The sequence below is a fragment of the Ramlibacter sp. PS4R-6 genome, from assembly GCF_037572775.1.
Lineage (GTDB): Bacteria > Pseudomonadota > Gammaproteobacteria > Burkholderiales > Burkholderiaceae_C > Ramlibacter.
Map to the genome: position 1 here is coordinate 2,609,600 of NZ_JBBHKA010000001.1, position 23,122 is coordinate 2,632,721.

Annotated in this window: 22 protein-coding genes and 1 tRNA gene; 11 read left to right on the forward strand and 12 right to left on the reverse strand. The window is 68.4% G+C overall.

Annotated elements, in window-relative coordinates; genetic code table 11:
* Nucleotide 1 precedes the first annotated feature (1 nt).
* The 6 genes from WG903_RS12970 (at nt 2) to WG903_RS12995 (ending at nt 4,409) form a co-directional block, all read left to right on the forward strand.
* Nucleotides 2-793, forward strand: coding sequence for a glycosyltransferase family 2 protein (locus WG903_RS12970; RefSeq protein ID WP_340075972.1), 792 nt, complete (start codon nt 2-4; stop codon nt 791-793).
* A 45-nt stretch (nt 794-838) separates the two neighbouring features.
* Nucleotides 839-2,110, forward strand: coding sequence for a Tol-Pal system beta propeller repeat protein TolB (gene tolB / locus WG903_RS12975; RefSeq protein WP_340078239.1), 1,272 nt, complete (start codon nt 839-841; stop codon nt 2,108-2,110).
* 55 nt (nt 2,111-2,165) lie between these two features.
* On the forward strand, nt 2,166-2,687 hold the full coding sequence (gene pal, locus WG903_RS12980; protein WP_340075974.1) for a peptidoglycan-associated lipoprotein Pal: 522 nt from the start codon (nt 2,166-2,168) through the stop codon (nt 2,685-2,687).
* A gap of 10 nt (nt 2,688-2,697) precedes the next feature.
* Nucleotides 2,698-3,480, forward strand: coding sequence for a tol-pal system protein YbgF (gene ybgF, locus WG903_RS12985; protein WP_340075976.1), 783 nt, complete (start codon nt 2,698-2,700; stop codon nt 3,478-3,480).
* Between the two features lie 10 nt (nt 3,481-3,490).
* Nucleotides 3,491-4,285, forward strand: coding sequence for a tRNA threonylcarbamoyladenosine dehydratase (locus WG903_RS12990; protein WP_340075978.1), 795 nt, complete (start codon nt 3,491-3,493; stop codon nt 4,283-4,285).
* A gap of 48 nt (nt 4,286-4,333) precedes the next feature.
* A tRNA-Lys gene (locus WG903_RS12995) sits at nt 4,334-4,409 on the forward strand.
* Between the two features lie 6 nt (nt 4,410-4,415).
* Here WG903_RS12995 and WG903_RS13000 read toward each other — a convergent pair.
* Both WG903_RS13000 and WG903_RS13005 read right to left on the reverse strand, forming a co-directional pair.
* Nucleotides 4,416-4,649: a hypothetical protein gene (locus WG903_RS13000; protein ID WP_340075980.1), complete on the reverse strand. Its 234-nt coding sequence runs from the start codon at nt 4,647-4,649 to the stop codon at nt 4,416-4,418.
* A gap of 121 nt (nt 4,650-4,770) precedes the next feature.
* Entirely contained in the window at nt 4,771-5,151 is a 381-nt protein-coding gene (locus WG903_RS13005) for a hypothetical protein (protein WP_340075982.1), read from the reverse strand.
* 182 nt (nt 5,152-5,333) lie between these two features.
* Between WG903_RS13005 and WG903_RS13010 the strand changes: the two genes are divergently transcribed.
* Complete coding sequence (locus WG903_RS13010; protein WP_340075984.1) at nt 5,334-5,645, forward strand: hypothetical protein; 312 nt, start codon at nt 5,334-5,336, stop codon at nt 5,643-5,645.
* Here the strand turns inward: WG903_RS13010 and WG903_RS13015 are convergent.
* The 8 genes from WG903_RS13015 to dapC form a co-directional block, all read right to left on the reverse strand.
* Nucleotides 5,587-6,141 (reverse strand): hypothetical protein, encoded by a 555-nt coding sequence (locus tag WG903_RS13015; protein WP_340075986.1) that lies wholly within the window; start codon nt 6,139-6,141, stop codon nt 5,587-5,589. The two genes, WG903_RS13010 and WG903_RS13015, sit on opposite strands and share 59 nt — an antisense overlap.
* Nucleotides 6,141-8,024 (reverse strand): ABC-F family ATP-binding cassette domain-containing protein, encoded by a 1,884-nt coding sequence (locus tag WG903_RS13020; RefSeq protein ID WP_340075988.1) that lies wholly within the window; start codon nt 8,022-8,024, stop codon nt 6,141-6,143. The genes WG903_RS13015 and WG903_RS13020 overlap by 1 nt, the downstream gene beginning before the upstream one ends.
* A gap of 49 nt (nt 8,025-8,073) precedes the next feature.
* Nucleotides 8,074-9,726 (reverse strand): ABC1 kinase family protein, encoded by a 1,653-nt coding sequence (locus tag WG903_RS13025; protein WP_340075990.1) that lies wholly within the window; start codon nt 9,724-9,726, stop codon nt 8,074-8,076.
* 85 nt (nt 9,727-9,811) lie between these two features.
* Complete coding sequence (gene prmB / locus WG903_RS13030) at nt 9,812-10,678, reverse strand: 50S ribosomal protein L3 N(5)-glutamine methyltransferase (RefSeq protein ID WP_340075992.1); 867 nt, start codon at nt 10,676-10,678, stop codon at nt 9,812-9,814.
* The gene (gene dapE, locus WG903_RS13035; protein WP_340075994.1) at nt 10,675-11,823 is read right to left on the reverse strand and encodes a succinyl-diaminopimelate desuccinylase; all 1,149 of its coding nucleotides are present in this window, start codon (nt 11,821-11,823) and stop codon (nt 10,675-10,677) included. Before dapE ends, prmB begins: the two co-directional genes overlap by 4 nt.
* Entirely contained in the window at nt 11,824-12,984 is a 1,161-nt protein-coding gene (locus WG903_RS13040) for a PilT/PilU family type 4a pilus ATPase (protein ID WP_340075997.1), read from the reverse strand.
* A 30-nt stretch (nt 12,985-13,014) separates the two neighbouring features.
* The gene (dapD, locus tag WG903_RS13045) at nt 13,015-13,839 is read right to left on the reverse strand and encodes a 2,3,4,5-tetrahydropyridine-2,6-dicarboxylate N-succinyltransferase (RefSeq protein WP_340075999.1); all 825 of its coding nucleotides are present in this window, start codon (nt 13,837-13,839) and stop codon (nt 13,015-13,017) included.
* A complete protein-coding gene (dapC, locus tag WG903_RS13050) occupies nt 13,836-15,026 on the reverse strand; it encodes a succinyldiaminopimelate transaminase (protein ID WP_340076001.1) in 1,191 nt (396 codons plus the stop codon). Before dapC ends, dapD begins: the two co-directional genes overlap by 4 nt.
* 140 nt (nt 15,027-15,166) lie before the next feature.
* On the opposite strand from dapC, the gene WG903_RS13055 reads away from it, so the two are divergent.
* Nucleotides 15,167-15,589 (forward strand): hypothetical protein, encoded by a 423-nt coding sequence (locus WG903_RS13055; RefSeq protein WP_340076003.1) that lies wholly within the window; start codon nt 15,167-15,169, stop codon nt 15,587-15,589.
* On the opposite strand, the gene WG903_RS13060 is transcribed toward WG903_RS13055, so the two are convergent.
* Nucleotides 15,586-16,335: a distant relative of cell wall-associated hydrolase gene (locus WG903_RS13060; protein WP_340076005.1), complete on the reverse strand. Its 750-nt coding sequence runs from the start codon at nt 16,333-16,335 to the stop codon at nt 15,586-15,588. The genes WG903_RS13055 and WG903_RS13060 overlap by 4 nt on opposite strands.
* Before the next feature lie 23 nt (nt 16,336-16,358).
* Between WG903_RS13060 and WG903_RS13065 the strand changes: the two genes are divergently transcribed.
* Nucleotides 16,359-17,411: an alkane 1-monooxygenase gene (locus WG903_RS13065; RefSeq protein ID WP_340076007.1), complete on the forward strand. Its 1,053-nt coding sequence runs from the start codon at nt 16,359-16,361 to the stop codon at nt 17,409-17,411.
* 153 nt (nt 17,412-17,564) lie between these two features.
* Here the strand turns inward: WG903_RS13065 and WG903_RS13070 are convergent, their stop codons facing one another.
* The gene (locus WG903_RS13070) at nt 17,565-18,452 is read right to left on the reverse strand and encodes a DUF72 domain-containing protein (RefSeq protein WP_340076009.1); all 888 of its coding nucleotides are present in this window, start codon (nt 18,450-18,452) and stop codon (nt 17,565-17,567) included.
* 140 nt (nt 18,453-18,592) lie between these two features.
* Between WG903_RS13070 and smc the strand changes: the two genes are divergently transcribed.
* Both smc and WG903_RS13080 read left to right on the forward strand, forming a co-directional pair.
* Nucleotides 18,593-22,108 (forward strand): chromosome segregation protein SMC, encoded by a 3,516-nt coding sequence (smc, locus tag WG903_RS13075; protein WP_340076011.1) that lies wholly within the window; start codon nt 18,593-18,595, stop codon nt 22,106-22,108.
* Nucleotides 22,108-23,121 (forward strand): cell division protein FtsZ, encoded by a 1,014-nt coding sequence (locus WG903_RS13080; protein WP_340076013.1) that lies wholly within the window; start codon nt 22,108-22,110, stop codon nt 23,119-23,121. The genes smc and WG903_RS13080 overlap by 1 nt, the downstream gene beginning before the upstream one ends.
* Nucleotide 23,122 lies beyond the last annotated feature (1 nt).

Below are 23,122 nucleotides of genomic sequence, written 5' to 3' on the forward strand. Positions count from 1 at the left end.
CATGCCGGGATTATCCAGCGAGCGGGCACCCCTCTCGGTCGTCCTGATCACGCGCGACGAAGCCGCCAACGTGGCGGACTGCCTCGCGTCGGTGGCGTTCGCCGCCGAATGCATCGTGGTGGACAGCGGCAGCAGCGACGGCACGCCCGGCATTGCGCGTTCGCTCGGCGCCCACGTCACGCAGGCCAGCGACTGGCCCGGGTTCGGGCCGCAGAAGAACCGCGCGCTGGCGCAGGCCACTCAGCCCTGGGTGCTGTCCATCGACGCCGACGAGCGCGTCACGCCGCAGCTGCGCGACGAGATCCTGCGCACGATTGCCCAGGATGCGGCGAGCGTCGCGGGCTGGGACATGCCGCGCAAATCGAGTTTCTGCGGCCAGTACATGGCGCATTCGGGTTGGTACCCCGACCGCGTCACGCGGCTGTTCCGGCGCGGCAAGGGCCGTTTTTCGGACGACCTCGTGCACGAACGCGTGATCGTCGACGGCGAGGTGGGACATCTTCGCAACGACTTGTTGCATGCCACCTACCCGGACCTGGAGACGATGCTGGCCAAGCTCGATCGCTATTCGAGCGCTTCGGCACAGGCCCTGTTCGAGCGCGGCGAACGTAGCTCCCTCGCTGGGGCGATCGTGCGCGGCGCCTGGGCTTTCTTCCGCACCTATGTGCTGCGCCTGGGCGTGCTCGACGGGCGCATGGGCTTCGTCCTCGCGGTCTCCGTGGCTGAGACGACTTATTACAAGTACCTCAAGCTCTGGATACTCGGTCGGCGAAAAGCCGCCACGGGCGTTTGAACATAATCGCCGGAAATGACACCAATGCTCATGAATGACAAGCGCATGTGGCGCCGCCGCGAGGTGGCGGCGCTCTTCGGCGGCCTGGCCGCGGCGCCCGCGTTCGCGCAGTTCCGCGTGGAGGTCACGGGCGTCGGGCTCACCCAGCTGCCCATCGCCATCGCGCCCTTCCGCGGGCAGGACCAGGCGCCGCCGAAGCTCTCGGCCATCATCGCGGCCGACCTGGAGCGCAGCGGCCAGTTCCGCGTGATCGACGGCTCCGGCCCCAACCTCGACGAATCCAGCCGCCCCGACATGTCCCCGTGGCGCCAGAAGGCCGCCGATTCGCTGGCCGTGGGCAGCGCCTCGCGCCTGGCCGACGGCCGCTTCGACGTGCGCTTCCGCCTGTGGGACGTGGTGAAGGCGCAGGACCTGGGCGGCCATGCGCAGGCCGTGCCGCAGGGCGACCTGCGCCGCGCCGCGCACCGCATCGCCGACGCCATCTACGAGAAGCTCACGGGCGACAAGGGCGTGTTCGCCACGCGCATTGCCTACGTCACCAAGGCCGGGCCGCGCTACAACCTGTGGGTGGCCGATTCCGACGGCGAGAACGCGCAGTCGGCCCTGGCCAGCAACGAGCCCATCATCTCGCCGGCCTGGTCGGCCGATGGCGAGCGCGTGGCCTACGTGTCGTTCGAATCGCGCAAGCCCGTCGTGTACGTGCACGACGTGTCATCCGGCAAGCGGCGCCTCATCGCCAACTTCCGCGGCTCCAACAGCGCGCCGGCGTGGTCGCCCGACGGCAAGACCCTCGCCGTCACCCTGAGCCGCGACGGCGGCTCGCAGCTGTACACCATCGACGCCAACGGCGGCGAGCCGCGGCGCCTGACGCAATCGTCGGGCATCGACACCGAGCCCGTGTATTCGCCCGACGGCAGGTCCATTTATTTCGTGAGCGACCGCGGCGGCGCGCCGCAGGTCTACCGCATGCCCGCCGGCGGCGGCAACCCCGAGCGCGTCACCTTCAGCGGCAACTACAACATCTCGCCGGCCATCAGCCCCGACGGCCGCATCCTCGCCTTCATCTCGCGCGTGAACGGCCAGTTCAAGCTGCACGTGATGGAGCTGGGCGGCAGCGGCACGGCCACCGCCATCACCGACACCGTCGCCGACGAGAGCCCGAGCTTCGCGCCCAACGGCCGCCTGATCCTGTACGCCACGCGCCAGGGCAACCAGGAAGCCCTGATGACCACCACGCTGGACGGCAAGATCAAGGCGCGGCTGGCCGGGCAGGGCGGCGACCTGCGCGAGCCCGACTGGGGCCCGTTCCTGAAATGACCCCCTTCCCCCCACAAATACAATGCCCCAAATGCATCGCACAAGGAGAACCCGAATGATCCGCAGCAACATCCGAGTCGCCGCACTGGCCGCCGCGCTGGCCCTGGCGGGCTGCTCGAGCGTGAAGCTCGACGACGTGCCCGTGGACAACAAGGGCGGCACGCCGAACACCGGCGCGCAGCAGCCGGCCACGCGCGTCGAGCCCGTCACCACCGGCTCGGACGCCGGTCAGAACCAGGGCCCGCAGAACGTCGCGCGCCTGATCTACTTCGATTTCGACAGCTACGTGATCAAGCCGGAGTACCAGTCCATCGTGGACGGCCACGCCCGCTACCTGCGCGCCAACCCGGCGCGCCACATCTTCATCGAAGGCCACACCGACGAGCGCGGTGGCCGCGAGTACAACCTGGCGCTGGGCCAGCGCCGCTCCGAGGCCGTGCGCAACGCGCTGCGCCTGCTGGGCGTGCAGGACAACCAGGTCGAGGCCGTGAGCTTCGGCAAGGAAAAGCCCGCCGACCCCGGCAACGGCGAAGACGCGTGGGCCAAGAACCGCCGCGCCGAGATCGTCTACCGCTAAAGGACCGCCCATGTTCCGGTTTCCCGCTCCCCGTGCCGCCGTCGCGGCTGCCTGCGCAGCGCTCGCGCTGCTGGCGGCGGGCGGCGCCCAGGCCGCGCTATTCGAGGACGACGACGCCCGCCGCGCCATCCTGGAGCTGCGCCAGCGCTTCGAGGCGCAGCGGGTCGACGCGCAGCGCCAGCTCGACGAGCTGCGCACCGAGAACGCCCAGCTGCGCGGCAGCCTGCTGCAGCTGCAGATGCAGATCGAGACGCTGAAGCAGGAGATCGCGCGCCAGACGGGCGCCAACGAGCAGCTCACGCGCGACCTCGCCGAGCTGCAGCGCCGCACGCGCGACCTCGCCTCGGGCGTGGACGAGCGCATGCGCCGCTTCGAGCCTTCCAAGGTCACGGTGGACGGCAAGGAATTCATCGCCGACCCGCAGGAGTCGCAGACCTTCGAGGCCGCGCTGGCCGTGTTCCGCAAGGGCGACTTCGCTGCCGCGCAGGTGGCTTTCGCTGATTTCATCAAGCGCTACCCGCAAAGCGGCTTCCGCCCGACGGCGCTGTTCTGGCTGGGCAATTCGCAGTACGCCAACCGCGACTACCGCGGCGCCATCACGAACTTCCGCGAGCTGCTGGCCACCGCGCCGGACCACCCGCGTGCGCCGGAGTCGCTGCTGTCCATCGCCAACTGCCAGATCGAGCTCAAGGACGCCGCCGGCGCGCGCCGCACGCTGGACCAGCTGGTGAAGACCTATCCGCAGTCCGAGGCGGCCGGCGCCGCCAAGGAAAGGATGGCGCGGCTTCGTTGACAATCGAGGTGTGACCCACCTCGACGAATCCGCGGACCTCAAGCGCCGTTTCGGCGGCCTCGAGCGCCTGTACGGCATCGACGGCGCTGCCGCCATCCGCGCGGCGCACGTCGCGGTGGTCGGGATAGGCGGCGTGGGTTCGTGGGCCGCGGAAGGGCTGGCCCGCAGCGCCGTCGGCGAGATCACCCTCATCGACCTGGACCACGTCGCCGAATCCAACATCAACCGCCAGGTCCACGCACTCGACGCGACTCTGGGGCAGGCGAAGGTGACGGCGATGCGCGAGCGCATCGCGCAGATCAACCCGGGCTGCATCGTGCACGAGGTCGACGACTTCGCCTCGCCCGACAACTGGCCGCGCTTGCTGCCCCCGGGCGTCACGGCCGTGATCGATGCGTGCGACGAGGTCAAGGCCAAGGTCGCCATGGCCGCGTGGGCGCTCCAGACCAAGACGCTGTTCATCTCGTGCGGCGCGGCGGGCGGCAAGCGGCTGGCCCACCAGGTCGACGTGGACGACCTCGCGAACACCACGCACGACCCGCTGCTGGCGCAGCTGCGCTACCGCATGCGCAAGTTCCACGGCGCGCCCCGGGAAGGCAAGGCCATCGGCGTTCCGTGCGTGTTCAGCGGCGAGGCCGTGGCGCCACCGGATCCGTCGTGCGACATCGAGGCAGGCAGCGACGGATCGCTCAATTGCCACGGCTACGGCTCGGTGGTGAGCGTCACCGCGACCTTCGGGCAGTGTGCGGCGGGCTGGGTCCTGGACCGCGTGGCATCGAGGAAGCGCCCCGGCCCGACGCTATAATCGTCGGCTTTGCTGCATGCGCAACGCATGCAACACGCAAAAAGGCTCGGGACGTTAGCTCAGTTGGTAGAGCAGCGGACTTTTAATCCGTTGGTCACAAGTTCGAATCTTGTACGTCCTACCACCCGCCCTACTGCAAGCGCGCTTCCTTCGGGTCCGGGTCGTCGGTCATGGCCTGGATCGAAGCCGAGAGCTTGTGGTCCGCAATGGCGCGCAGGCGCGCCACTTCATGCAGGACGGACAGGTCCACGACCGGGCCGCCGCTCATCTCCAGCCGCAAGGCTTCGGCCAGCGCGGACTCGGCAAGCTTGGCCTTTTCGTTCGCTTCCCGCCAGGCGGTCAGCGCTTTGAGCACGGCGTCCATGCAGCGATCTCGTTGTTACCCTCAAGTCAACGGTAGGCCGCAACCCGCGTCGCTGCTGTAGGACTTTTCCGATTGCGCGTGCGAAGGGCCGCTGGCGAGCGGTTTCGCAGCGGATGGGCAGTCACTCCCCAAGGACGATGACGCCGCAGCGCGTCTCGCGCGAGTGCGGGTCGTAGCTGTCCAGCGCTTCCTCCACGATGGCGGCTTGCAGCGAGGCGATGTCGCGGCGGCTTTCCTCGTCGCAGGTCCACAGCGCCAGCAGCAGGCCGGGCTCGATGCGGATCACCACCGGTGCGGCAAAGTGCGACGCGCGGCGCGCGCCCTCGCGCAGCAGCCACGACACCACGAGGCAGCCGTAGTCGGCCTGGTCGACCATCGCGTGCGCGGGAAAGAGGTGGCGCACGGCGTCCCAGACGGCGGCGTGCGCTTCGTCGAGGTCGTCCCACGCGGGGTCGTAGCGTGCGATGCGCGGCTGCGGTGACGAACGAACCAGCTCCAGCATGAAGGCCTCCCTCGAGAGAGCGTGATCGTCACCGCGCCGCGTGCGCCGTCCGTGTAGGACGCCAAGGATGAAAAACGTAGTCGGGGGGCCGTTCGTCTTACTCGGGTGTGCGAGCGGCCCTCACACCAAGAGTGGAAGACGTTGCTTCGTGTCCACTGCGCCGTGATGGAATGATGTCGCGCATGACTGTGAAGAAGACCGACCCTCGCGAAGCATTCGTGGATAGACGTTCCTGGAGGGATTCGGACGCCGTCATCGAGCTTGCCGAACCCGGGGGCCGCACCACCCGCCTGACCCGCACGCAGGCGCGCGTCCCGGCCTGGCAGGTGCGCCGCTGGCTGCGCGTGGGGCAGTTGCCCAGCGCCAATGGCGCCAGCGCGCGCGTGCTGCAGGCGTTCATGTCCGCCGACGCGCAGATGTTCTACCCGGAAGAGATCACGCAGCTCGCGAAGGCTGCGAGGACCGACCCGAGCGAAGAGCGCTCGGTCGCCTGACACCCTTCGGCGCCGGCAGCGCCAGCTGCGCCTGGCGCACCACCCGCACGCAGTCCTTGATGTGCTCCTCGCCGAGGTAGCGCAAGGCCGTGTAGCCCATGACCGCCGACACCGCCTGCCCGGCGATGGGCACGTACTTGGCCGCCTGCTGCACCGTCAGCCGCTTGCCCACCACCTTGGCCATGCGCACGACCAGGTCGCGCGTGACGAGACGGCCGATGACCACCGAGCCGACCATGGCCATCGCCTTCTGCACCTGTTCGCGCTTGGTGTCGGGCAGGGCGTCGATCTGCTGCGGCGTCAGGCCGAATTCCTCGTTGATCACCGGGATCACGCGCGAGATCAGCGCCGCATCGACGGCCCAGTCCAGCCCGGGGATGGGCACGGCGCTCGCGGCCGCTGCGACGAGCGCGCGGCGGTTCAGCAGCTTGCGGCAGCGGCGCACGGCGTCCTGCAGGGCAGCGTCGCCTTTCGCGAGGTCCAGTGCGGTGGGCATCAGCCCATGTTATCGATTTGCTCGTGCAGGTGGAGCCAGCGCTCCTCGATCGAATGCAACTCTTCGTCGAGGGCCTTCAATTTCCGCCCGGCGTCGGCCAGCTCAGCCGGCGCCGTGGTCCCGCCCAGGAGCGCCTGCAGTTGCTCCTTCTCGGCGCCGATCTGCGCCATGCGTTTCTCGGCCTGTTCCAGCTCTTTCTTGAGCGGCTTCGCACGCGAGAGGTCGGGGCGGCGCGTCGGTGCGGGTGTCGGCGGGGGCGCCGAGGCCTGCTTCGCCTGTTCGCGCTGGCGCTTCGCTTCGTCCAATAGGTACTGCTGGTATTCGTCCAGGTCGCCGTCGAAGGGCTGCACGCCGCCGCGCGCCACCAGCCAGAACTCGTCGCACACCGAGCGCAGCAGGGCCCGGTCATGGCTGACCAGCATCACCGTGCCTTCGAACTCGTTGAGCGCCACCGACAGGGCTTCGCGCGTGGCCAGGTCGAGGTGGTTGGTCGGCTCGTCCAGGAGCAGCAGGTTGGGGCGCTGCCAGACCATGGAGGCCAGCACCAGGCGCGCCTTCTCGCCGCCGCTCATGGTGCCGACGGGCTGCGCGACCATCTCGCCCGAGAAATTGAAGGTGCCCAGGAAGTTGCGCAGCTCCTGCTCGCGCGCCGGGTAGCCGCTGCCAGCGAGCGAGCGCGCCAGCCGCGTCATGTGCTCCAGCGGCGTGTCCTGCGGCCGCAGCACGTCCAGCTCCTGCTGCGCGAAGTAGCCGATGGTCAGGCCCTTGCCTTCGGTGATCGTGCCGCCCAGCGCCGCGATGTCGCGCGCGATCGACTTCACCAGCGTCGACTTGCCTTGGCCGTTGGCGCCGAGGATGCCGATGCGCTGCCCGGCCATCACCGTCTTGTCCACGCCCCGCAGGATGACCTTGTCGCAATAGCCGAACTCGCCGTCGCGGATGGCCAGCATCGGGTTGGGCAGGTTCGCCGGCTCCTTGAACTCGAAGCTGAACTCCGCGTCGGCCAGCACCGGGGCGATCTTCTCCATGCGCTCCAGCGCCTTGATGCGGCTTTGCGCCTGCCTGGCCTTGGTGGCTTTCGCGCGGAAGCGGTCGATGAATTTCTGCAGGTGGGCGATCTTCTCCTGCTGCTTCGAATACGAAGACTGTTGCAGGGCGAGCTGCTGCGCGCGCAGCGTTTCGAAGCTGGAGTAGTTGCCGCCGTAGCGGTTGAGCTTGAGCTGCTCGATGTGCACGGTGACGTCGGTGATGGCGTCGAGGAACTCGCGGTCGTGGCTGATGACGATCAAGGTGCCCGCATAGCGCTTCAGCCACGCCTCCAGCCAGACCAGCGCGTCCAGGTCCAGGTGGTTGGTCGGCTCGTCCAGCAGCAGCAGGTCGGACGGGCACATCAGCGCCCGCGCCAGCTGCAGGCGCATGCGCCAGCCGCCGGAAAAGCTGTTCACGGGCGCATCGAGCTCGTGCACCTTGAAGCCCAGGCCCAGGATGAGCGATTGCGCGCGCGGCACGGCGTCGTGCTCGCCGGCATCGGCCAGGTCGCTGTGGGCGTGGGCGATGGCCATGCCGTCGCCGCCGTGCTCGGCGCGCTCGAGTTCCGCGCGCAGCTCCATCAGCCGTGTGTCGCCGCCCAGCACGAAGTCGGTGGCGGATGCGTCGGTCTCCGGCATGTTCTGTTCGACCTGCGCGATGCGCCACTGCGGCGGCAGCGAGAAATCGCCCGCGTCCTCGTGCAGCGAGCCGTCGAACAGGCGGAACAGGCTGGATTTGCCCGCGCCGTTGCGCCCGACCAGGCCGACGTGCTCGCCCGGGTTCACCACGAGCGAGACGCTGTCGAGCAGGACCTTCGCCGCGCGGCGAAGGGTGAGGTTCTTCAGGATGATCATGAAACGACGACCCCGGCCTCGGGCCGGGGTGCCGTATTGTCCCCCAAGGCTATTTCCGGGGTTTTCGAGGTTTTCGCGTGGGAGTGCGGTCCTGGCGGTAGATCTTCACCAGCAGGACGATCCCGCCCAGCGCCGCGCCGATGAAGCACAGGATGGCGAAGCCGGGATAGCCGAGCACCTCGAAGTCCGTCTGCACGCGCATCAGCAGCGCCGCGCCGATGATCAGCGCGGCCAGGATCAGCCCCGTCGTCACGCGGTTGGCGATCTTCTGCAGGCCTTCGATCACGTCGCCGGCATCGGTGGCGCGAACCTTGATCTCCAGCTCGCGGTTGACCACCGCGTCCATGATGCGGTTGACCCGGTTGGGCAGCCCCGCCGCGAAATTCTTGAGCTCCATCGCGGCGGTGAGCAGGCTGCCTTCCGTCGATTCGCGCTTCATGCGCTTGGACGTGAGCGTGGCCGCGTGGCGCCGCACCGCTGCGTTCGGGTCGAATTCCGGGTCCAGCACCTTGCCGATCTCGTCCAGCTGCAGCAGCGTCTTGGCCAGCATGGTCAGTTCGCTCGGCACGAAGAAGCCGCAGTCGGCCGCCAGGCGGGTGACGTCGATCAGCGTATTGCCGACGTTGACGTGCTGCAGCCCGCGGCCCTGCTGCGCGGCGACCAGCGCGCCCATGCGGCGCCGGAACTCGGCGGCATCGGTGTCGTCCTCCTCGTCGTGCTCGCTGATCTGGACGATGACGTCCGAGGCCTGCTCGCTGCGGCCGTCGCTGACGGCGATCAGGATCTTGAGCAGGTGCTCCTGCATCTCGGGCGTGGTGCGGCCGACCATCCCCAGGTCGAGGAGGGCGAGGCGCCCGTCTTCGGTGATGAACACGTTGCCCGGGTGCGGGTCGGCATGGAACAGGCCGTCGACGAGCACCTGCTTCAGGTACGCGTGGAACAGCTCGTCGATGAGCGCCGTGCCGTCGATGTCCAGGCGGGCGAATCCCGACAGCTTGGTGATTTTGGTGCCGACCACGCGCTCCATCGTGAGGACGTGCCCGGTGGAATAGTCGGGGATGGGCTGCGGGACGAAGATGCGCTCGAACTCCGCCAGGTTCTTCGCCACCGCCACGAGGTTCTCGGCCTCGCGTTCGTAGTCCAGCTCCTCCTGGATGGAGGAACGGAACTCGCCCAGCGCGCGGCGCAGGCGGTGCCGCCGGCCGACCTCCGTGTGCGCATCGAGGAATTCCGCGACCTGCTCCAGCACCTCGAATTCCTCGGCCACCTGCCGGGCGACTTCGGGGCGCTGGACCTTGACGACGACCGGCGTGCCGTCGCGCAAGGTGGCGGCGTGCACCTGGCCCAGCGATGCGGCAGCCAGCGGCTCGGGGTCGAAGGACGCGAACGCCTTCGACAGGCGCACGCCCAGTTCCGATTCGACGATGACGCTGGCTTCCTCGAAGGAGAACGGCTTCACGTCGTCCTGCAGGCGCGCCAGCGCCTTGGTGTAGGCGGCGGGCAGCAGGTCGGGGCGGCTGGCCAGCACCTGCCCGAGCTTGACGTAGGCGGGCCCCATGGCCTCCAGGTCGTCGGCGAGCTGTTCGGCGGGCGACGCTTCGTCGTTCTGGGCCGGCGCGTCGTGGTATTTCCACGCGAGGCCGGCGAGTTTCTTCCAGCGCGCGAGGCGCTCGAGTGTCGGGGTGGGCGCGGGATTGGGCATGGTCGGCCCAGTTTGGCCAAGCGCGAAGCGCCGCCGCATAGTCGCGGGGCGCATCGTCGTGTCGGAATTGGGCGTCGGACGCGGACTACGCGTGCGCCATGTCCTGCCGCGTGAGCAGCAGGACCTGGTCGGCGCCGGCGCTGGTTTCGAGCCACACGCAGGGCAGGCGCGGGAAGGCGCGCTCGAAGTGCCCGCGCTCGTTGCCGATCTCCAGGACCAGCACCGCCCCGCTGCTCATCCGCGTGGGCGCATCGCGCAGCAGCGCGCGCACGAAGTCCATGCCGTCGGCGCCGCCGGCCAGGGCCAGCGCGGGTTCGGCGCGGAACTCCTCGGGCAGGGCGGCCATCGAGCGGGCGTTGACGTAGGGCGGGTTGCACAGGACGAGGTCGTAAGGCCCTTGCAATTGCGCGAGGCCGTCGGACTCGACCAGGCGGATGCGGTCCGCGAGGCCGTGCTTGGCGACGTTGATGCGGGCGATCTCCAGCGCATCCTTCGAGATGTCGGCCGCGTCGACCTGAACGTCGGGGTAGGCCATGGCGGCCAGCACGGCAAGGCTGCCGTTGCCCGTGCACAGGTCCAGCACGCGCCGCGTCTGGTCCGACAGCCAGGGGTCGATGGTGCCCTCGGCCAGCAGCTCCGCGATGAAGCTGCGCGGCACGATGGCGCGCTCGTCGACGTAGAAAGGCACGCCTTGCAGCCACGCCTCGCGCGTGAGGTAGGCGGCGGGCTTGCGCGAATTGATGCGCTCGGTGACGAGCTCGTTCACCGAGTCGATCTGCTGCGGCGACACGGACATCGCGGCAACCGAGTCGAGGTTGTCGATGGGAAGGCCCAGTTGCCACAGCACCAGCCACGCGGCTTCGTCGAAGGCATTGGCCGTGCCGTGGCCGAAAGCCACGCCCGCGCCGGCAAGCCGGGCGGCGCTCGCCTCCACCAGGTCGATCAACTTCATCGGAGCTTGTCGAGCGCCTCGATTGTGCGGCGGTAGATGTCCTTGAGCGGCTCGATGTCGGCCACGCGCACGTGCTCGTCGATCTTGTGGATGCTGGCGTTGAGCGGCCCGAACTCGATCACCTGCGGGCAGATGCGCGAGATGAAGCGGCCGTCGCTGGTGCCGCCGGTGGTGGACAGCTCGGTTTCCACGCCGGTGGTGGCGCGGATCGCCTGCTGGATCGCGCCGACCAGCTCGCCGGGCTTCGTGAGGAAAGGCAGGCCGCCCACGACCCACGCGATTTCGTAGTCGAGCTCGTGGCGGTCCAGCACGTCGTGCACGCGCTTTTGCAGGCCCTCGGCGGTGCATTCGCTGGAGTAGCGGAAGTTGAAGTCGATGACGACGCTGCCCGGGATCACATTGGTGGCGCCCGTGCCGCCATGGATATTGCTCATCTGCCAGCTGGTGGCCGGGAAGAACTCGTTGCCCATGTCCCACTCGGTGCGCGCCAGTTCGCCCAGCGCGGGCAGGGCGAGGTGGATCGGGTTGCTGGCCAGTTGCGGGTAGGCGATGTGGCCTTGCACGCCCTTGACCGTGAGCTTGGCCGACAGTGAGCCGCGCCGGCCGTTCTTGATCATGTCGCCCAGCTTCTCGACCGAGGTCGGTTCGCCGACGATGCAGTAGTCGAGCCGCTCGCCGCGCTGCTTCAGCTTCTCGCAGACGACGAGGGTGCCGTCGACGCTCGGGCCTTCCTCGTCGCTCGTGATCAGGAAAGCGATGCCCAGCGCCGGCTCTTTGTTCGCGGCCAGGAACTCCTCGGCCGCGACCGTGAAGGCCGCGATCGACGTCTTCATGTCCGCCGCGCCGCGGCCGAAGAGCAGGCCGTCACGGTGCGAGGGCGTGAAGGGGTCGGAGCTCCATTGCTCCAGCGGGCCCGTCGGCACGACGTCGGTGTGGCCCGCGAACACGAGCGTGCGGCCGGAGGTGCCCGGCCGCTTCGCCCACAGGTTGGTGACGCGGAAGTTGTCGGGGCCGCTGGCGATGGTTTCGCAGGCGAAACCCAGCGGCTTCAGGCGCGCGGCGAGGATCTCCTGGCAGCCGCCGTCTTCCGGCGTGACGGAGCGCCGCGAGATGAGCTGTTCGGCGAGATGAAGCGCACGCGACACTTAGTGCTTCACGTCGAGCGAGATCTCGGTGAACGACGGCTCGTCCTGCAGGTCCTCCTCGGACGCGCCTTCCTCGGGCCGGTCGAGGTCCTTGGCGGCGAAGTCGTTCTGCAGGCGCCATTGCAGGTTGGTCGGCGAATCGGCGTAGGCGATGCCTTCCTTCTTGTCCACGATGCCGTCGATGATCAGCTTGGCGATGGCGGCCTCGAAGGTCTGCGAGCCTTCGGCCATGGACTTCTCCATCGCTTCCTTCACGCCGGAGAAGTCGCCCTTTTCGATCAGCTCGGAAACGAGCTTGGTGTTCAGCATGACCTCCACCGCCGGCGCGCGGCCGCCGTGGATGGTGCGCAGCAGGCGCTGCGACACGACGGCCTTCAGCGCCGCGGCCAGGTCGCCCAGCATGGTCGGGCGCACTTCCACCGGGTAGAAGGACAGGATGCGGTTCAGCGCCTGGTAGCTGTTGTTGGCGTGCATGGTGGCCAGGCACAGGTGGCCCGACTGCGCATACGCGATGGCCGCGGACATGGTCTCGCGGTCGCGGATTTCGCCGACCAGGATCACATCGGGCGCCTGGCGCAGCGCGTTCTTCAGCGCGGTCTGCATCGATTGCGTGTCGCTGCCCACCTCACGCTGGTTCACCACCGACTTCTTGTTCTTGAACAGGAATTCGACGGGGTCCTCGATGGTGAGGATGTGGCCCGAGGCGCGCTCGTTGCGGAAATCCATCATGGCGGCGAGCGTGGTGCTCTTGCCGGCGCCGGTGGAGCCCACCATCAGCAGCAGGCCGCGCTTTTCCATGATCAGCTCGCCCAGGATCATGGGCACCGCCAGGCTTTCCAGCGGCGGGATGTCGGTGGTGATGTAGCGGATCACGGCCGCATACGTGCCGCGCTGGCGCATCGCCGAGAAGCGGAAGTTGCCGACGCCCTCGATGGCGTGGGCCATGTTCAGCTCGCCGGTGTCTTCCAGTTCCTCCATGCGCTTGGCGGGGAGCACCTCGGCCAGCAGCGCCTTGGGCGCGTCGGGCGGCAGCAGCTGGTTGTTGATCGGCACGCACTGGCCGTTGATCTTGATCAGCGCAGGCGCATGCGCGGACAGGTAGACGTCCGACGCCTTCTTTTCGCCCATCAGGCGAAGGATCCGCTCCATCGTGCCGCTCATGACTGCTCCTCAGTGCTGCCCCAACAGTGTCTAGTCTCGCAGCAAATCGTTCAAGCTGGTTTTTGCCCGCGTCTGGGCGTCCACGCGCTTGACGATCACCGCACAGTACAGGCTGTATTTTCCGTCCGCGCTCGGCAGGTTGCCCGAAACCACCACCGAGCCCGCCGGAATGCGGCCATAAGTCACGGTGCCGGTGGCGCGGTCGTAGATCTTGGTGCTCTGGCCGATGTACACGCCCATGGAGATCACCGAGTTCTCCTCGACGATCACGCCCTCGACCACCTCCGAACGGGCGCCGATGAAGCAGTTGTCCTCGATGATGGTCGGATTGGCCTGCAGGGGCTCCAGCACCCCGCCCAGGCCCACGCCGCCCGACAGGTGCACGTTCTTGCCCACCTGGGCGCAGGAGCCGACCGTGGCCCAGGTGTCGACCATGGTGCCTTCGTCCACATAGGCGCCGATGTTCACGTACGAGGGCATCAGGATGGCGCCCTTGGCGATGTAACTGCCGCGGCGCGCCACGGCGGGCGGCACCACGCGCACGCCCGTCTTGCCCATCTCCTCGGGCGTCAGGTGGGCGAATTTGGTGGGGACCTTGTCGTAGAAGCCCAGGTCGCCGGCGCGCACCACCTCGTTGTCCCGCAGGCGGAAGGACAGCAGCACCGCCTTCTTGATCCACTGGTGGACCGTCCACTGGCCCACGGCCTCGCGGGTGGCGACGCGCAACTTGCCCTTGTTCAGGTCGGCAATCACGTGCTCGACGGCCTCCAGGGTTTCCTTGGGCGCGGACGAAGCCGAAAGCTGCGCGCGGTTTTCCCACGCGGCGTCGATGATCTGTTGCAGTTGCTGGGTCATGGGCGGTTCTGGACGAATTGGACGATGCGTTGCGCGGCTTCCACGCACTCGGCCGTGTCGGCGACGAGGGCCATGCGCACGCGGCCGGCGCCGGGGTTCGCGCCGCCCGTTTCGCGGGCGATGTAGCTGCCCGGCAGGACCGTCACATTGTATTGGGCGAAGAGTTCCCGGGCGAAATCCGTGTCGCTGCCCTCGACGCCTGCCCAGAGGTAGAAGCTGGCGTCGGGCAGCTTCACGTCGAGCACTTCGGACAGCATCGGCGTGACCCGGGCGAACTTCTCGCGGTACATGCGGCGGTTCTCGACAACGTGTTTCTCGTCGTCCCAGGCCGCGATGCTGGCGCGCTGGATCACCGGGCTCATCGCGCTGCCGTGGTAGGTGCGGTACAGCAGGAATTTCTTGATGAAGGCGGAGTCGCCGCAGACGAAGCCGCTGCGCATGCCCGGCACGTTGCTGCGCTTGGACAGGCTGGTGAAGGCCACCAGCCGGCGGAAGTCGCTGCGCCCCAGCTTGTTCGCCGCCTGCAGCCCGCCCAGCGGCGGCTCGTCGCCGAAGTAGATCTCGCTGTAGCACTCGTCCGAGGCGATGACGAAGCCGTACTTGTCCGACAGCTCGAAGAGTTTCTTCCACTCGGGAAGCGGCATCACGGCGCCCGTGGGGTTGCCGGGCGAGCACACGTACAGCAGCTGCGTGCGGACCCAGACCTCGGGCGGCACCGCATCCCAGTCCACCGCGTAGTTGCGGGCCGGGTCGCACGGTGCGTAGTACGGCTGCGCCCCGCCCAGCAGCGCCCCGCCTTCGTAGATCTGGTAGAACGGGTTGGCGAACACCACGTACGGCTTGGCGTTCGCATCGAGCACGGTCTGCGCGAACGCGAAGAGCGCCTCGCGCGTGCCGTTCACCGGCAGGATCTGCGTGTTGGCGTCCACCGCCAGGCCGTAGCGCGTCATCAGCCAGCGCCGGATCGAATCGCGCAGGTGCGGCTCGCCGGCGGTGATGGGGTAGTAGGCCAGCCCGCCGTCCAGGCCCGCCACCAGGGCGTCCTTGATGAACTGCGGCGTCGGGTGCTTCGGCTCGCCGATGCCCAGGCTGATGGGCCGGTACTTCGAGGGGGGCGTGATGCCCGCGAGGAGGGTGCGCAGCCGCTCGAAGGGGTAGGGCTGCAGCTTGTCCAGCAGGGGATTCATGTCCCGGATTATCGGGCGGTATCGCCGGACGCTACTGGCGAGGGCGCACCGGGCTACGGATGCATGCCGTGGGGGTCGCGGCGGCGCGGGCTGCCCACACTCCGCGGCCACGAGCATGTGCTCGGGCCACCCGGATCTCCATGAAGATCGCTCTTGCTTCCGCCAGTATCCTTGCCGCCGCCGCCCTCACGGGCTGCTACGTGGTGCCTGTGCAGCCCACGCCGGTTGCCGCACAGGTCACGCCCTTGCCGCCGCCCGTCGCCGCGACCTTCGCGGCGCGGCTGTACCCGTCCAACGACATGGCCGCGCCCTACGGCATGGTCGGCGCCATCGTCACCAACGACATGAACGGCCGCGGGCATTTCACGACGCAGATCGGGCCGGAGAGCTTCAGCGGCGAGGCCACGCGCATGGCCGGCTCGCCCCGCGAGGGCATCGCGAACGGCGCGGGCAACATGGGCAGCTTCCTGAACTGCCGCTACACGATGAACTCGCCCACGCTGGGCACGGGCAACTGCCGCCTGTCCAACGGCGCCACGTTCACGATGCACGTGGGCAGCTAGGAAACGGCCAGCTGGAACTTCAGGTGCCCGACGTAACGTAGCGACTGGTGCGCGCGCACCGAGGGCACATCGCCCTCGCGCATGTGCAGCAGGTCGGCCGGGCTGAGCAAACGCGGGTCTGCATCCGTCAGGGGCAGGCCCGCTTGCCTGTAGGCCTCCAGCACGAAGGCCGAGCAGAAGAAGCGGTCGTTGCGCAGCACGCCCAGGTGCACGGCGCCCAGGCCTTGCAGGCAGGCATCCCGAAGCGGCGCAGGCATCAGCGGCACCTCGCACAGGCGGCGGTCCACCGTGAAAGGCGCTTGCAGCATCACGCCCATCAGGTCGTAGGGGCGGCCAATGGTCTGCCCCACGAATTCGCGCATGCGGTGGATGTGCGCGGCCTGGACGGCCGGGTGGCGGAAGGCGACCACCGTGGACTCCTCTTCCAGCAACGCGGCCACGCGCCGGCGCTGGATGCCGTGCGTCACGGCTTCGGCAACTTCGCCGTCGCCGACGTACAGCGAGGCGTGGCTGACGGGCGACAGCGTCACCAGCCGCACGCCGATGGAGCCGATGCCCGGCGCGGCCGACAGCACGATGTCGCCCGGCGCGAGGGCGTCGGCCGCGATCGCCACGCCGCCGTTGCCGGGATTCAGGCCGAGGTCCTGCACGCGCAGCTGCGGTGCGCCGGGGTCGTCCCAGACACTGGTGGCGCAGCCCGCCAGGAGCCAAGCGGGAAGGGCGAGGAGGTGGCGTCGCGAGAGCATCGCGGCGATTCTAGAATCGCGGCATGGCGACCACTTTCCGGGTGTCGGACCTGCGCTTCCTCGCGGGGTTGCTGCTGCCCCTGGGGCTGCTGTTCAACATGCTCGTGCACCCGGACCGCGCCGGCATCGGCGCCTTCGTGATCTGGATCGCCGTGGCGCTGGTGGACGGCTTCTGGCCCGGCGCGCACCGCTCGCCGCCGGCGGGTGGGTCGGTGGGTTTCCTGCGCTGGACCTTGCGGCTGTACGTCCCGGTGCAGGTGGCGTTGCTCGCGGTCGGCATCTGGGTGACGGCTCGGGCCGAGTGGGCCATCGTCGTCGGCGTGGCGTATGGCGCGGGCTTCCTCACCGGCGCGCAAGGCATCACCTTCGCGCACGAACTGGGCCACAGCCGCAACAAGGTGGACCGATTCCTGGGCTGGGTCCTCATGACGTGCGTGAACTACCCGCAGTTCATGGTGGAACACTACCGGGGCCACCACGTGAAGGCGGCAACGCACGACGATCCCGCCAGCGCGCGCCTCGGCGAGAGCCTGTGGCGCTTCCTGCCGCGGACGGTCGTGGGGAGCACGATCCACGCGTGGCAGCTGGAGGCGAAGCGGCTGGTGGAAATGAAACGCGGCTGGATCTCGAGCCCGCTGCTGTGGGCCACGGCGGTGAACGTCGCTTTCCTTGCCGGGATCGTCGCGCTCGCCGAGTGGAAGGTGCTTTTCTTCTGGCTGTTCCAGTCGGCGTTCGCGGTCTGGCTGTTGGAAACCGTGAACTACATCGAGCACTACGGGCTGTCGCGCGCCCCGCGCGAGCCTTTCGGCGTCCAGCACGCATGGAATGCCGACCACGTGGTGTCGAACTCGCTGCTGGCCAACCTGCAGCGGCATTCGGACCATCACGTGAACGCGTGGAAGCCGGCGGCGCAGCTCGAGGCGCTGCCCGGCCCGCAACTGCCTACGGGGTATGCAGGATGCCTTTTGCTGGCGGCAGTACCGCCGCTCTGGTTCCGCGTGATGCATCCGCGTCTGACGGAGCCTCGGTGGCAGAGAAACGGGCCTGCGTTGGGCCGAGAAGGGGCTGGAGGCTAGGCGCGGAAACGGGTCAATACTTGATGTATTGACCCGTTTTCGGAACGACGCATACGGCCCCTTATCGGCCCAACCCTGCGGGCCATCCACCAGAAACGCGTCATGCGTTGTTACGGCCTCCTGATGTACGCGAGTACACGGCGTCGGCCGCGCCTAGCCTGACGCGTTTCTGGTGGCGGCGCAGGCCCGTTTCTCTGCCACCGAGGCTCCTTGCCACGGGACGCGCAGTCCCAGCATCTCCATGAGCTCCTGCGCGTTGTCCGGCGCGTGCAACTTGTCGGTGTTGTCGAAGTAGCAGTACACGTCGCGGCCCGAATCCGCCCAGCCCCGCATCAGCGTCGCGTAATGCGCGAGTTCCTCGTGCGTGTAGCGGCTCTGGTACAGCTCGGTCGCGCCGTGCAGGCGCATGTACGCGAAGTCGGCCGTCACGCCCTCGAACTTCGGCCAGGGGTTTGGCGTATCCGCCACCACGAAGGCCATGTTGTGCCGCTCGAGCAGGGCGATGAACTCCGGCGTCTCGAAACTCGCGTGCCGGACCTCCACCGCATGACGCAGCGGAAAGTCGTCGAGCGGCTCCAGGCAAACGCGGCCCTTCGGACGGTCGTCGTGCGCGCAAGCGATCCACATCGCCTCGCCGGTCGTGCGCGGCAGGATGGAGAAGAAGGCATCGAACAGCTCGGGGTCGAAACGCGTCATGGCGGGGAACTGCCACAGCAGCGGCCCGAGCTTGTCGCCGAGCTCGAAGAGGCCCGAGGCGAAGAAGTTCGCGAGCGCCGTCTCGATGTTGCGCAGCTTCAGCATGTGCGTGATGTAGCGGCTGCCCTTGATGGCGAAGACGAAGCCTTCGGGCGTCTGCTCCGCCCACTGCGCATAGCTGGTGGGCCACTGCAGCGAGTAGAACGAGCCGTTGAGCTCGATCGACTCGAAGACGCGCGACGCATAGTGCAACTCGCGGCTTTGCGCAAGCCCTTTCGGGTAGAAATTGCCGCGCCAGGGCGAGTAGCGCCAGCCCGAGACGCCAATCCGTATCTTCCCGGTCATGGGTGGAGTTTTCGCCGGGCGAAATCCGCCGGGTGATAGCCATTTCCGAACGTTTCTGTAGGCGGAACCCGCCCGCCAGATGGCTATGATTGGCTGAGCCGGGCCGAGGGGGCCCGTTTGCATTCCAAGAAGCTGGGCCCGTGCGTCTTACCTCGATCAAACTTTCCGGTTTCAAGTCCTTCGCCGAACCCACCAACTTCATGTTGCCCGGCCAATTGGTCGGGGTGGTCGGCCCCAACGGCTGCGGCAAGTCCAACATCATGGACGCGGTGCGCTGGGTGCTGGGCGAGTCGCGCGCCTCCGAGCTGCGCGGCGAGTCGATGCAGGACGTGATCTTCAACGGCACCACCACGCGCAAGCCGTCGTCGCGATCGTCGGTGGAACTGGTGTTCGACAACGCCGACCACCGCGCCGGCGGCCAGTGGGCGACGTTCACCGAGATCGCCGTCAAGCGCGTGCTGACGCGCGACGGCACGTCCAGCTACTACATCAACAACCAGCCGGTGCGCCGGCGCGACGTGCAGGACGTGTTCCTGGGCACGGGCCTCGGCCCCCGCGCCTACGCCATCATCGGCCAGGGCACGATCAGCCGGATCATCGAATCCAAGCCCGAGGAGCTTCGCTTGTTCCTCGAAGAGGCCGCGGGCGTCTCCAAGTACAAGGAGCGCCGGCGCGAGACGGAAAACCGCCTGCAGGACACGCGCGAGAACCTGACGCGCGTCGAGGACATCCTGCGCGAGCTCAACGCCAACCTCGACAAGCTGGAGAAGCAGGCCGAGGTGGCGCAGCAGTACAACGCGTTGCAGGCCGAAGCGTCGCTCAAGCAGCACCAGCTGTGGTTCTTGAAGCGCGCCGAGAGCGAAGCCGACCAGGCCAAGATCAAGGCCGACGCCGAGAAGGCCGTCAACGACCTCGAGTCGCGCGTGGCCGACCTGCGCAAGGTCGAGAGCGACCTGGAGACCATCCGCCAGGCGCACTACGCCGCCGGCGACCAGGTGAACCAGGCGCAGGGCTCCCTTTACGAAGCCAGTGCCGAAGTCGGGCGGCTCGAAGCCGAGATCCGCTTCGTCGTCGAAGGCCGCCAGCGCGTCGAGCAGCGCCTGGTGCAGCTGAAGGAACAGACGGCGCAGTGGCTCGCGCGCAAGGAAGAAGCCGCCGGCGAGATCGAGACGCTGGCCGCGCAGCAGGTCGAGGCCGAAGAAAAGGCCACGCTGCTCGCCGCGCAATTGGAAGAGCACGACACGCACCTGCCGGAGCTGGAAGAAGCGCTGCGGCAGGCACAGGCGAAGGCCAATGAGCAGCGCGGCAACGTCGCGCAGGTGCAGCAGCAGATCCAGGTGCTGGCCGCGGACCAGCGCAACATCGAGGAGCAGTCGCGCAGCCTCGCCCTGCGCCGCGAGCGCCTGGCCGCCGACAAGAACGCGCTGGCCGCGCCCGATGAAGCGCGCCTGTCGAACCTGCAGCAGCAACTGGCCACCGCGCAGGAGGCCGCCGAAACCGCCGATGCCCGCCTGCACGAATTGCAGGAGCAGGTGCCGCAACTCGACGACGACCGCCGCGCCAAGCAGCAGTCTGTGAACGGCGAGAGCGCCAAGCAGGCCGACCTGTCGGCCCGCATGGAGGCGCTCAAGGCCCTGCAGGAGAAGGTGAAGACGGACGGCAAGCTGCGCCCGTGGCTCGCGAAGCACGGGCTGGAGAACTTGCAAGGCCTGTGGAGCCGTATCCACGTCGAGCCGGGATGGGAAAGCGCGCTGGAAGCCGCGCTGCGCGAGCGCATGAACTCGCTCGAGGTGTCGCGGCTGGACATGGTGCGCGCCTTCGCATCCGACGCGCCGCCCGCCAAGCTGGCTTTCTATTCGCCGCCGCAAGCCGCGGCCCCCGAGGGCGCGGCCCCGCTGCAGCGTTTGTCGGACCTGCTGCGCCTGAACGACGCCGGCCAGAAGGCGCTGCTCGCCGACTGGCTCCATGGCTACTACACGGCTGCCTCGTTCGAGGATGCGCTGGCCGCGCGCGAGAAGCTCGGCCCCGGCCAGGCGATCTACGTCAAGACCGGCCATGCCGTCACGCGCCACAGCGTGAGCTTCTACGCGCAGGATTCCGAGCAGGCCGGCCTGCTGGCCCGCCAGCAGGAGATCGAGAACCTCGAGAAGCAACTGCGCGCGCAGGCGTTGATCGCCGAAGAGGCGCGCACCGCGCTGGTCCGCGCGGAAGCGGCGTACAGCGATGCGTCGCAGCGCCTCGTCACCGCGCGCCGCGACGCGGCGGAAACGCAGGGCAAGGCCCACGAGCTGCAGGTCGAGGTGGTCCGACTGACGCAGCTGGCCGAGCAGACGCGCGCGCGCAGCGAGCAGATCGCCGCGGACCTGGGCGAAGTCGACGCGCAGCTGGAACAGCTGCAGGAGCGCCGCGTCACCGCCGAAGGCAAGTTCGAGGAACTGGACATGCAGCTGGCCGACAGCCAGGAGCGGCATGCCCAGCTGGACGAGCGCGTGATCGAGTCCGAGCGCAAGCTGGCCGAGTCGCGCGAGAAGCACCGCAGCCTGGAGCGCGAGGCGCAGGAGGCGCAGTTCGCGCAGCGCTCGGTGGAGGCGCGCAAGGGCGAGCTGCAGCGCGCCATCGAGACGTCCGACCAGCAGGTCGCTTCGATCGCCGCCGAGGAATCGCGCGCGAACGACGAGCTGTCCCGCCTGACCGACGCCGCCGCGCAGGCGGGCCTGCAAAGCGCGCTGGCGCTGAAGTCCGAGCGCGAACAGGCCCTGGGCGCCAAGCGCAGCGAGTACGACGACCTCACCGCCAAATTGCGCGCCAGCGACGAGCGCCGCCTGCAGCTGGAGCGCGAGCTCGATCCGCTGCGCCAGCGCATCACCGATTTCCAGCTGAAGGAGCAGGCCGCGCGCCTGGGCTTCGAGCAATACTCGCAACTGCTCACCGACGCGCAGGCGGACCTCGAAGCGGTCGGCAAGTCCATCGAGGAAGGCAAGGTGCGCCTGGCGGGCCTGGCCAACGACATCGACCGCCTGCACCGCGAGATCGCCGCGCTGGGCGCGGTGAACCTGGCGGCGCTGGAAGAACTGACCACCTCGCGCGAGCGCAAGCAGTTCCTCGACGCGCAGACCGCCGACCTCAACGAGGCGATCACCACGCTCGAGGACGCGATCCGCAAGATCGACGCGGAAACGCGCGAGCTGCTCGGCTCGACCTTCAACACCGTCAACGAGCACTTCGGCCGCATGTTCCCCGAGCTCTTCGGCGGCGGCAACGCCCGGCTGGTGATGACGGGCGACGAGATCCTCGACTCGGGCGTGCAGGTGATGGCGCAGCCCCCGGGCAAGAAGAACCAGACCATTCACCTGCTCTCCGGTGGCGAAAAGGCGCTCACGGCCATCGCGCTCGTGTTCGCGATCTTCCAGCTGAACCCCGCGCCGTTCTGCCTGCTGGACGAGGTGGATGCGCCGCTGGACGACGCCAACACCGAGCGCTACGCGAAGCTCGTGACCAGCATGGCCAAGGAGACGCAGTTCCTCTTCATCTCGCACAACAAGATCGCGATGGAGATGGCCGAGCAGCTGATCGGCGTGACCATGCAGGAACAGGGCGTCTCGCGCATCGTCGCGGTGGACATGGAATCGGCCGTGTCGATGGCCGAAGCGGCCTGATGTCGGGGTTCACGCTGGGTGTGGCGCTGCTGGGCGGGCTCGTGCTCGCCTCGCTGGTCGGCTACAACGCGTGGATCTCGCGCCGCAACTCGCCGCGGCAGCCCGCGGGCGTCGGCACGGCGTCACTGGAGCCCGTCCAGCCGCGCGAGCCGGTGTTCGACGCCGAGCCGACCCTGCCGCCGGTGGAAAGAAAACCGCCGCTGGACGCATTGATCGACGCCATCGCGCCGATCGCGATCGAAGGCGTGGTGACGGGCGACGCGGCCATCGCCGCCCTGCCGCCAACGCGCCGCGCCGGCAGCAAGCCCTTCGCCGTCGAGGGCCTGAACGAAGGCACGCAGCAATGGGAGCCGCCGCGCGCCGGCCAGCGCTACACGGCTTTCCAGGCCGGCGTGCAGCTGGCCAACCGCACGGGCCACCTGAACGAGATCGAGTTCTCCGAGTTTGTGATCAAGGCGCAGCAGTTCGCCGATGCGATCAACGGCTCGCCCGATTTCCCCGACATGCTCAACGAGGTGGGCCGCGGCCGCGAGCTGGACCAGTTCGCCGGCGACCACGACGCGCAACTGAGCATCACCTTGCGCGCGAAAAACGCCGCCTGGAGCCCGGGCTACGTGCAGCAGGGCGCGGCGCGGCTGGGGTTCGTGCCGGGCGTGATCCCGGGGCGGCTCGTGATGCCTGCCAGCATGGCCGGCCAGCCGCCGGTGCTGGTGATCAACTTCGACACGCAGGCCGCGCTGGCCGAAGACCCGACGCAATCGGCGCTGCGCGAGTTCACGCTGAGCCTGGACGTGCCCCAGGTGCACCGCAGCGAGCAGCCCTTCGTCCGCATGCGCGACGCCGCGATCGCGCTGGCCGCGTCCATGGAAGGCATCATCGCCGACGACAAGGGCGACGTGATCCGCGCCGAAGCGCTGGACCTGATCGGCTCGCACCTCGAGAAGCTCTACGACATCCTCGAAGCCCGCGACCTTGCTGCCGGTTCGGCGCAGGCCCGCAGGCTATTCTCCTAGG

Coding starts and splice junctions, on each gene's coding strand:
- WG903_RS12970 (WP_340075972.1), top strand. CDS start 2: ATGCCGGGATTATCCAGCGAGCGGGCACCCCTCTCGGTCGTCCTGATC.
- tolB (WP_340078239.1), top strand. CDS start 839: ATGTGGCGCCGCCGCGAGGTGGCGGCGCTCTTCGGCGGCCTGGCCGCG.
- pal (WP_340075974.1), top strand. CDS start 2,166: ATGATCCGCAGCAACATCCGAGTCGCCGCACTGGCCGCCGCGCTGGCC.
- ybgF (WP_340075976.1), top strand. CDS start 2,698: ATGTTCCGGTTTCCCGCTCCCCGTGCCGCCGTCGCGGCTGCCTGCGCA.
- WG903_RS13000 (WP_340075980.1), bottom strand. CDS start 4,649: ATGGACGCCGTGCTCAAAGCGCTGACCGCCTGGCGGGAAGCGAACGAA.
- WG903_RS13005 (WP_340075982.1), bottom strand. CDS start 5,151: ATGCTGGAGCTGGTTCGTTCGTCACCGCAGCCGCGCATCGCACGCTAC.
- WG903_RS13010 (WP_340075984.1), top strand. CDS start 5,334: ATGACTGTGAAGAAGACCGACCCTCGCGAAGCATTCGTGGATAGACGT.
- WG903_RS13015 (WP_340075986.1), bottom strand. CDS start 6,141: ATGCCCACCGCACTGGACCTCGCGAAAGGCGACGCTGCCCTGCAGGAC.
- WG903_RS13020 (WP_340075988.1), bottom strand. CDS start 8,024: ATGATCATCCTGAAGAACCTCACCCTTCGCCGCGCGGCGAAGGTCCTG.
- WG903_RS13025 (WP_340075990.1), bottom strand. CDS start 9,726: ATGCCCAATCCCGCGCCCACCCCGACACTCGAGCGCCTCGCGCGCTGG.
- prmB (WP_340075992.1), bottom strand. CDS start 10,678: ATGAAGTTGATCGACCTGGTGGAGGCGAGCGCCGCCCGGCTTGCCGGC.
- WG903_RS13040 (WP_340075997.1), bottom strand. CDS start 12,984: ATGAGCGGCACGATGGAGCGGATCCTTCGCCTGATGGGCGAAAAGAAG.
- dapD (WP_340075999.1), bottom strand. CDS start 13,839: ATGACCCAGCAACTGCAACAGATCATCGACGCCGCGTGGGAAAACCGC.
- dapC (WP_340076001.1), bottom strand. CDS start 15,026: ATGAATCCCCTGCTGGACAAGCTGCAGCCCTACCCCTTCGAGCGGCTG.
- WG903_RS13055 (WP_340076003.1), top strand. CDS start 15,167: ATGAAGATCGCTCTTGCTTCCGCCAGTATCCTTGCCGCCGCCGCCCTC.
- WG903_RS13060 (WP_340076005.1), bottom strand. CDS start 16,335: ATGCTCTCGCGACGCCACCTCCTCGCCCTTCCCGCTTGGCTCCTGGCG.
- WG903_RS13065 (WP_340076007.1), top strand. CDS start 16,359: ATGGCGACCACTTTCCGGGTGTCGGACCTGCGCTTCCTCGCGGGGTTG.
- WG903_RS13070 (WP_340076009.1), bottom strand. CDS start 18,452: ATGACCGGGAAGATACGGATTGGCGTCTCGGGCTGGCGCTACTCGCCC.
- WG903_RS13080 (WP_340076013.1), top strand. CDS start 22,108: ATGTCGGGGTTCACGCTGGGTGTGGCGCTGCTGGGCGGGCTCGTGCTC.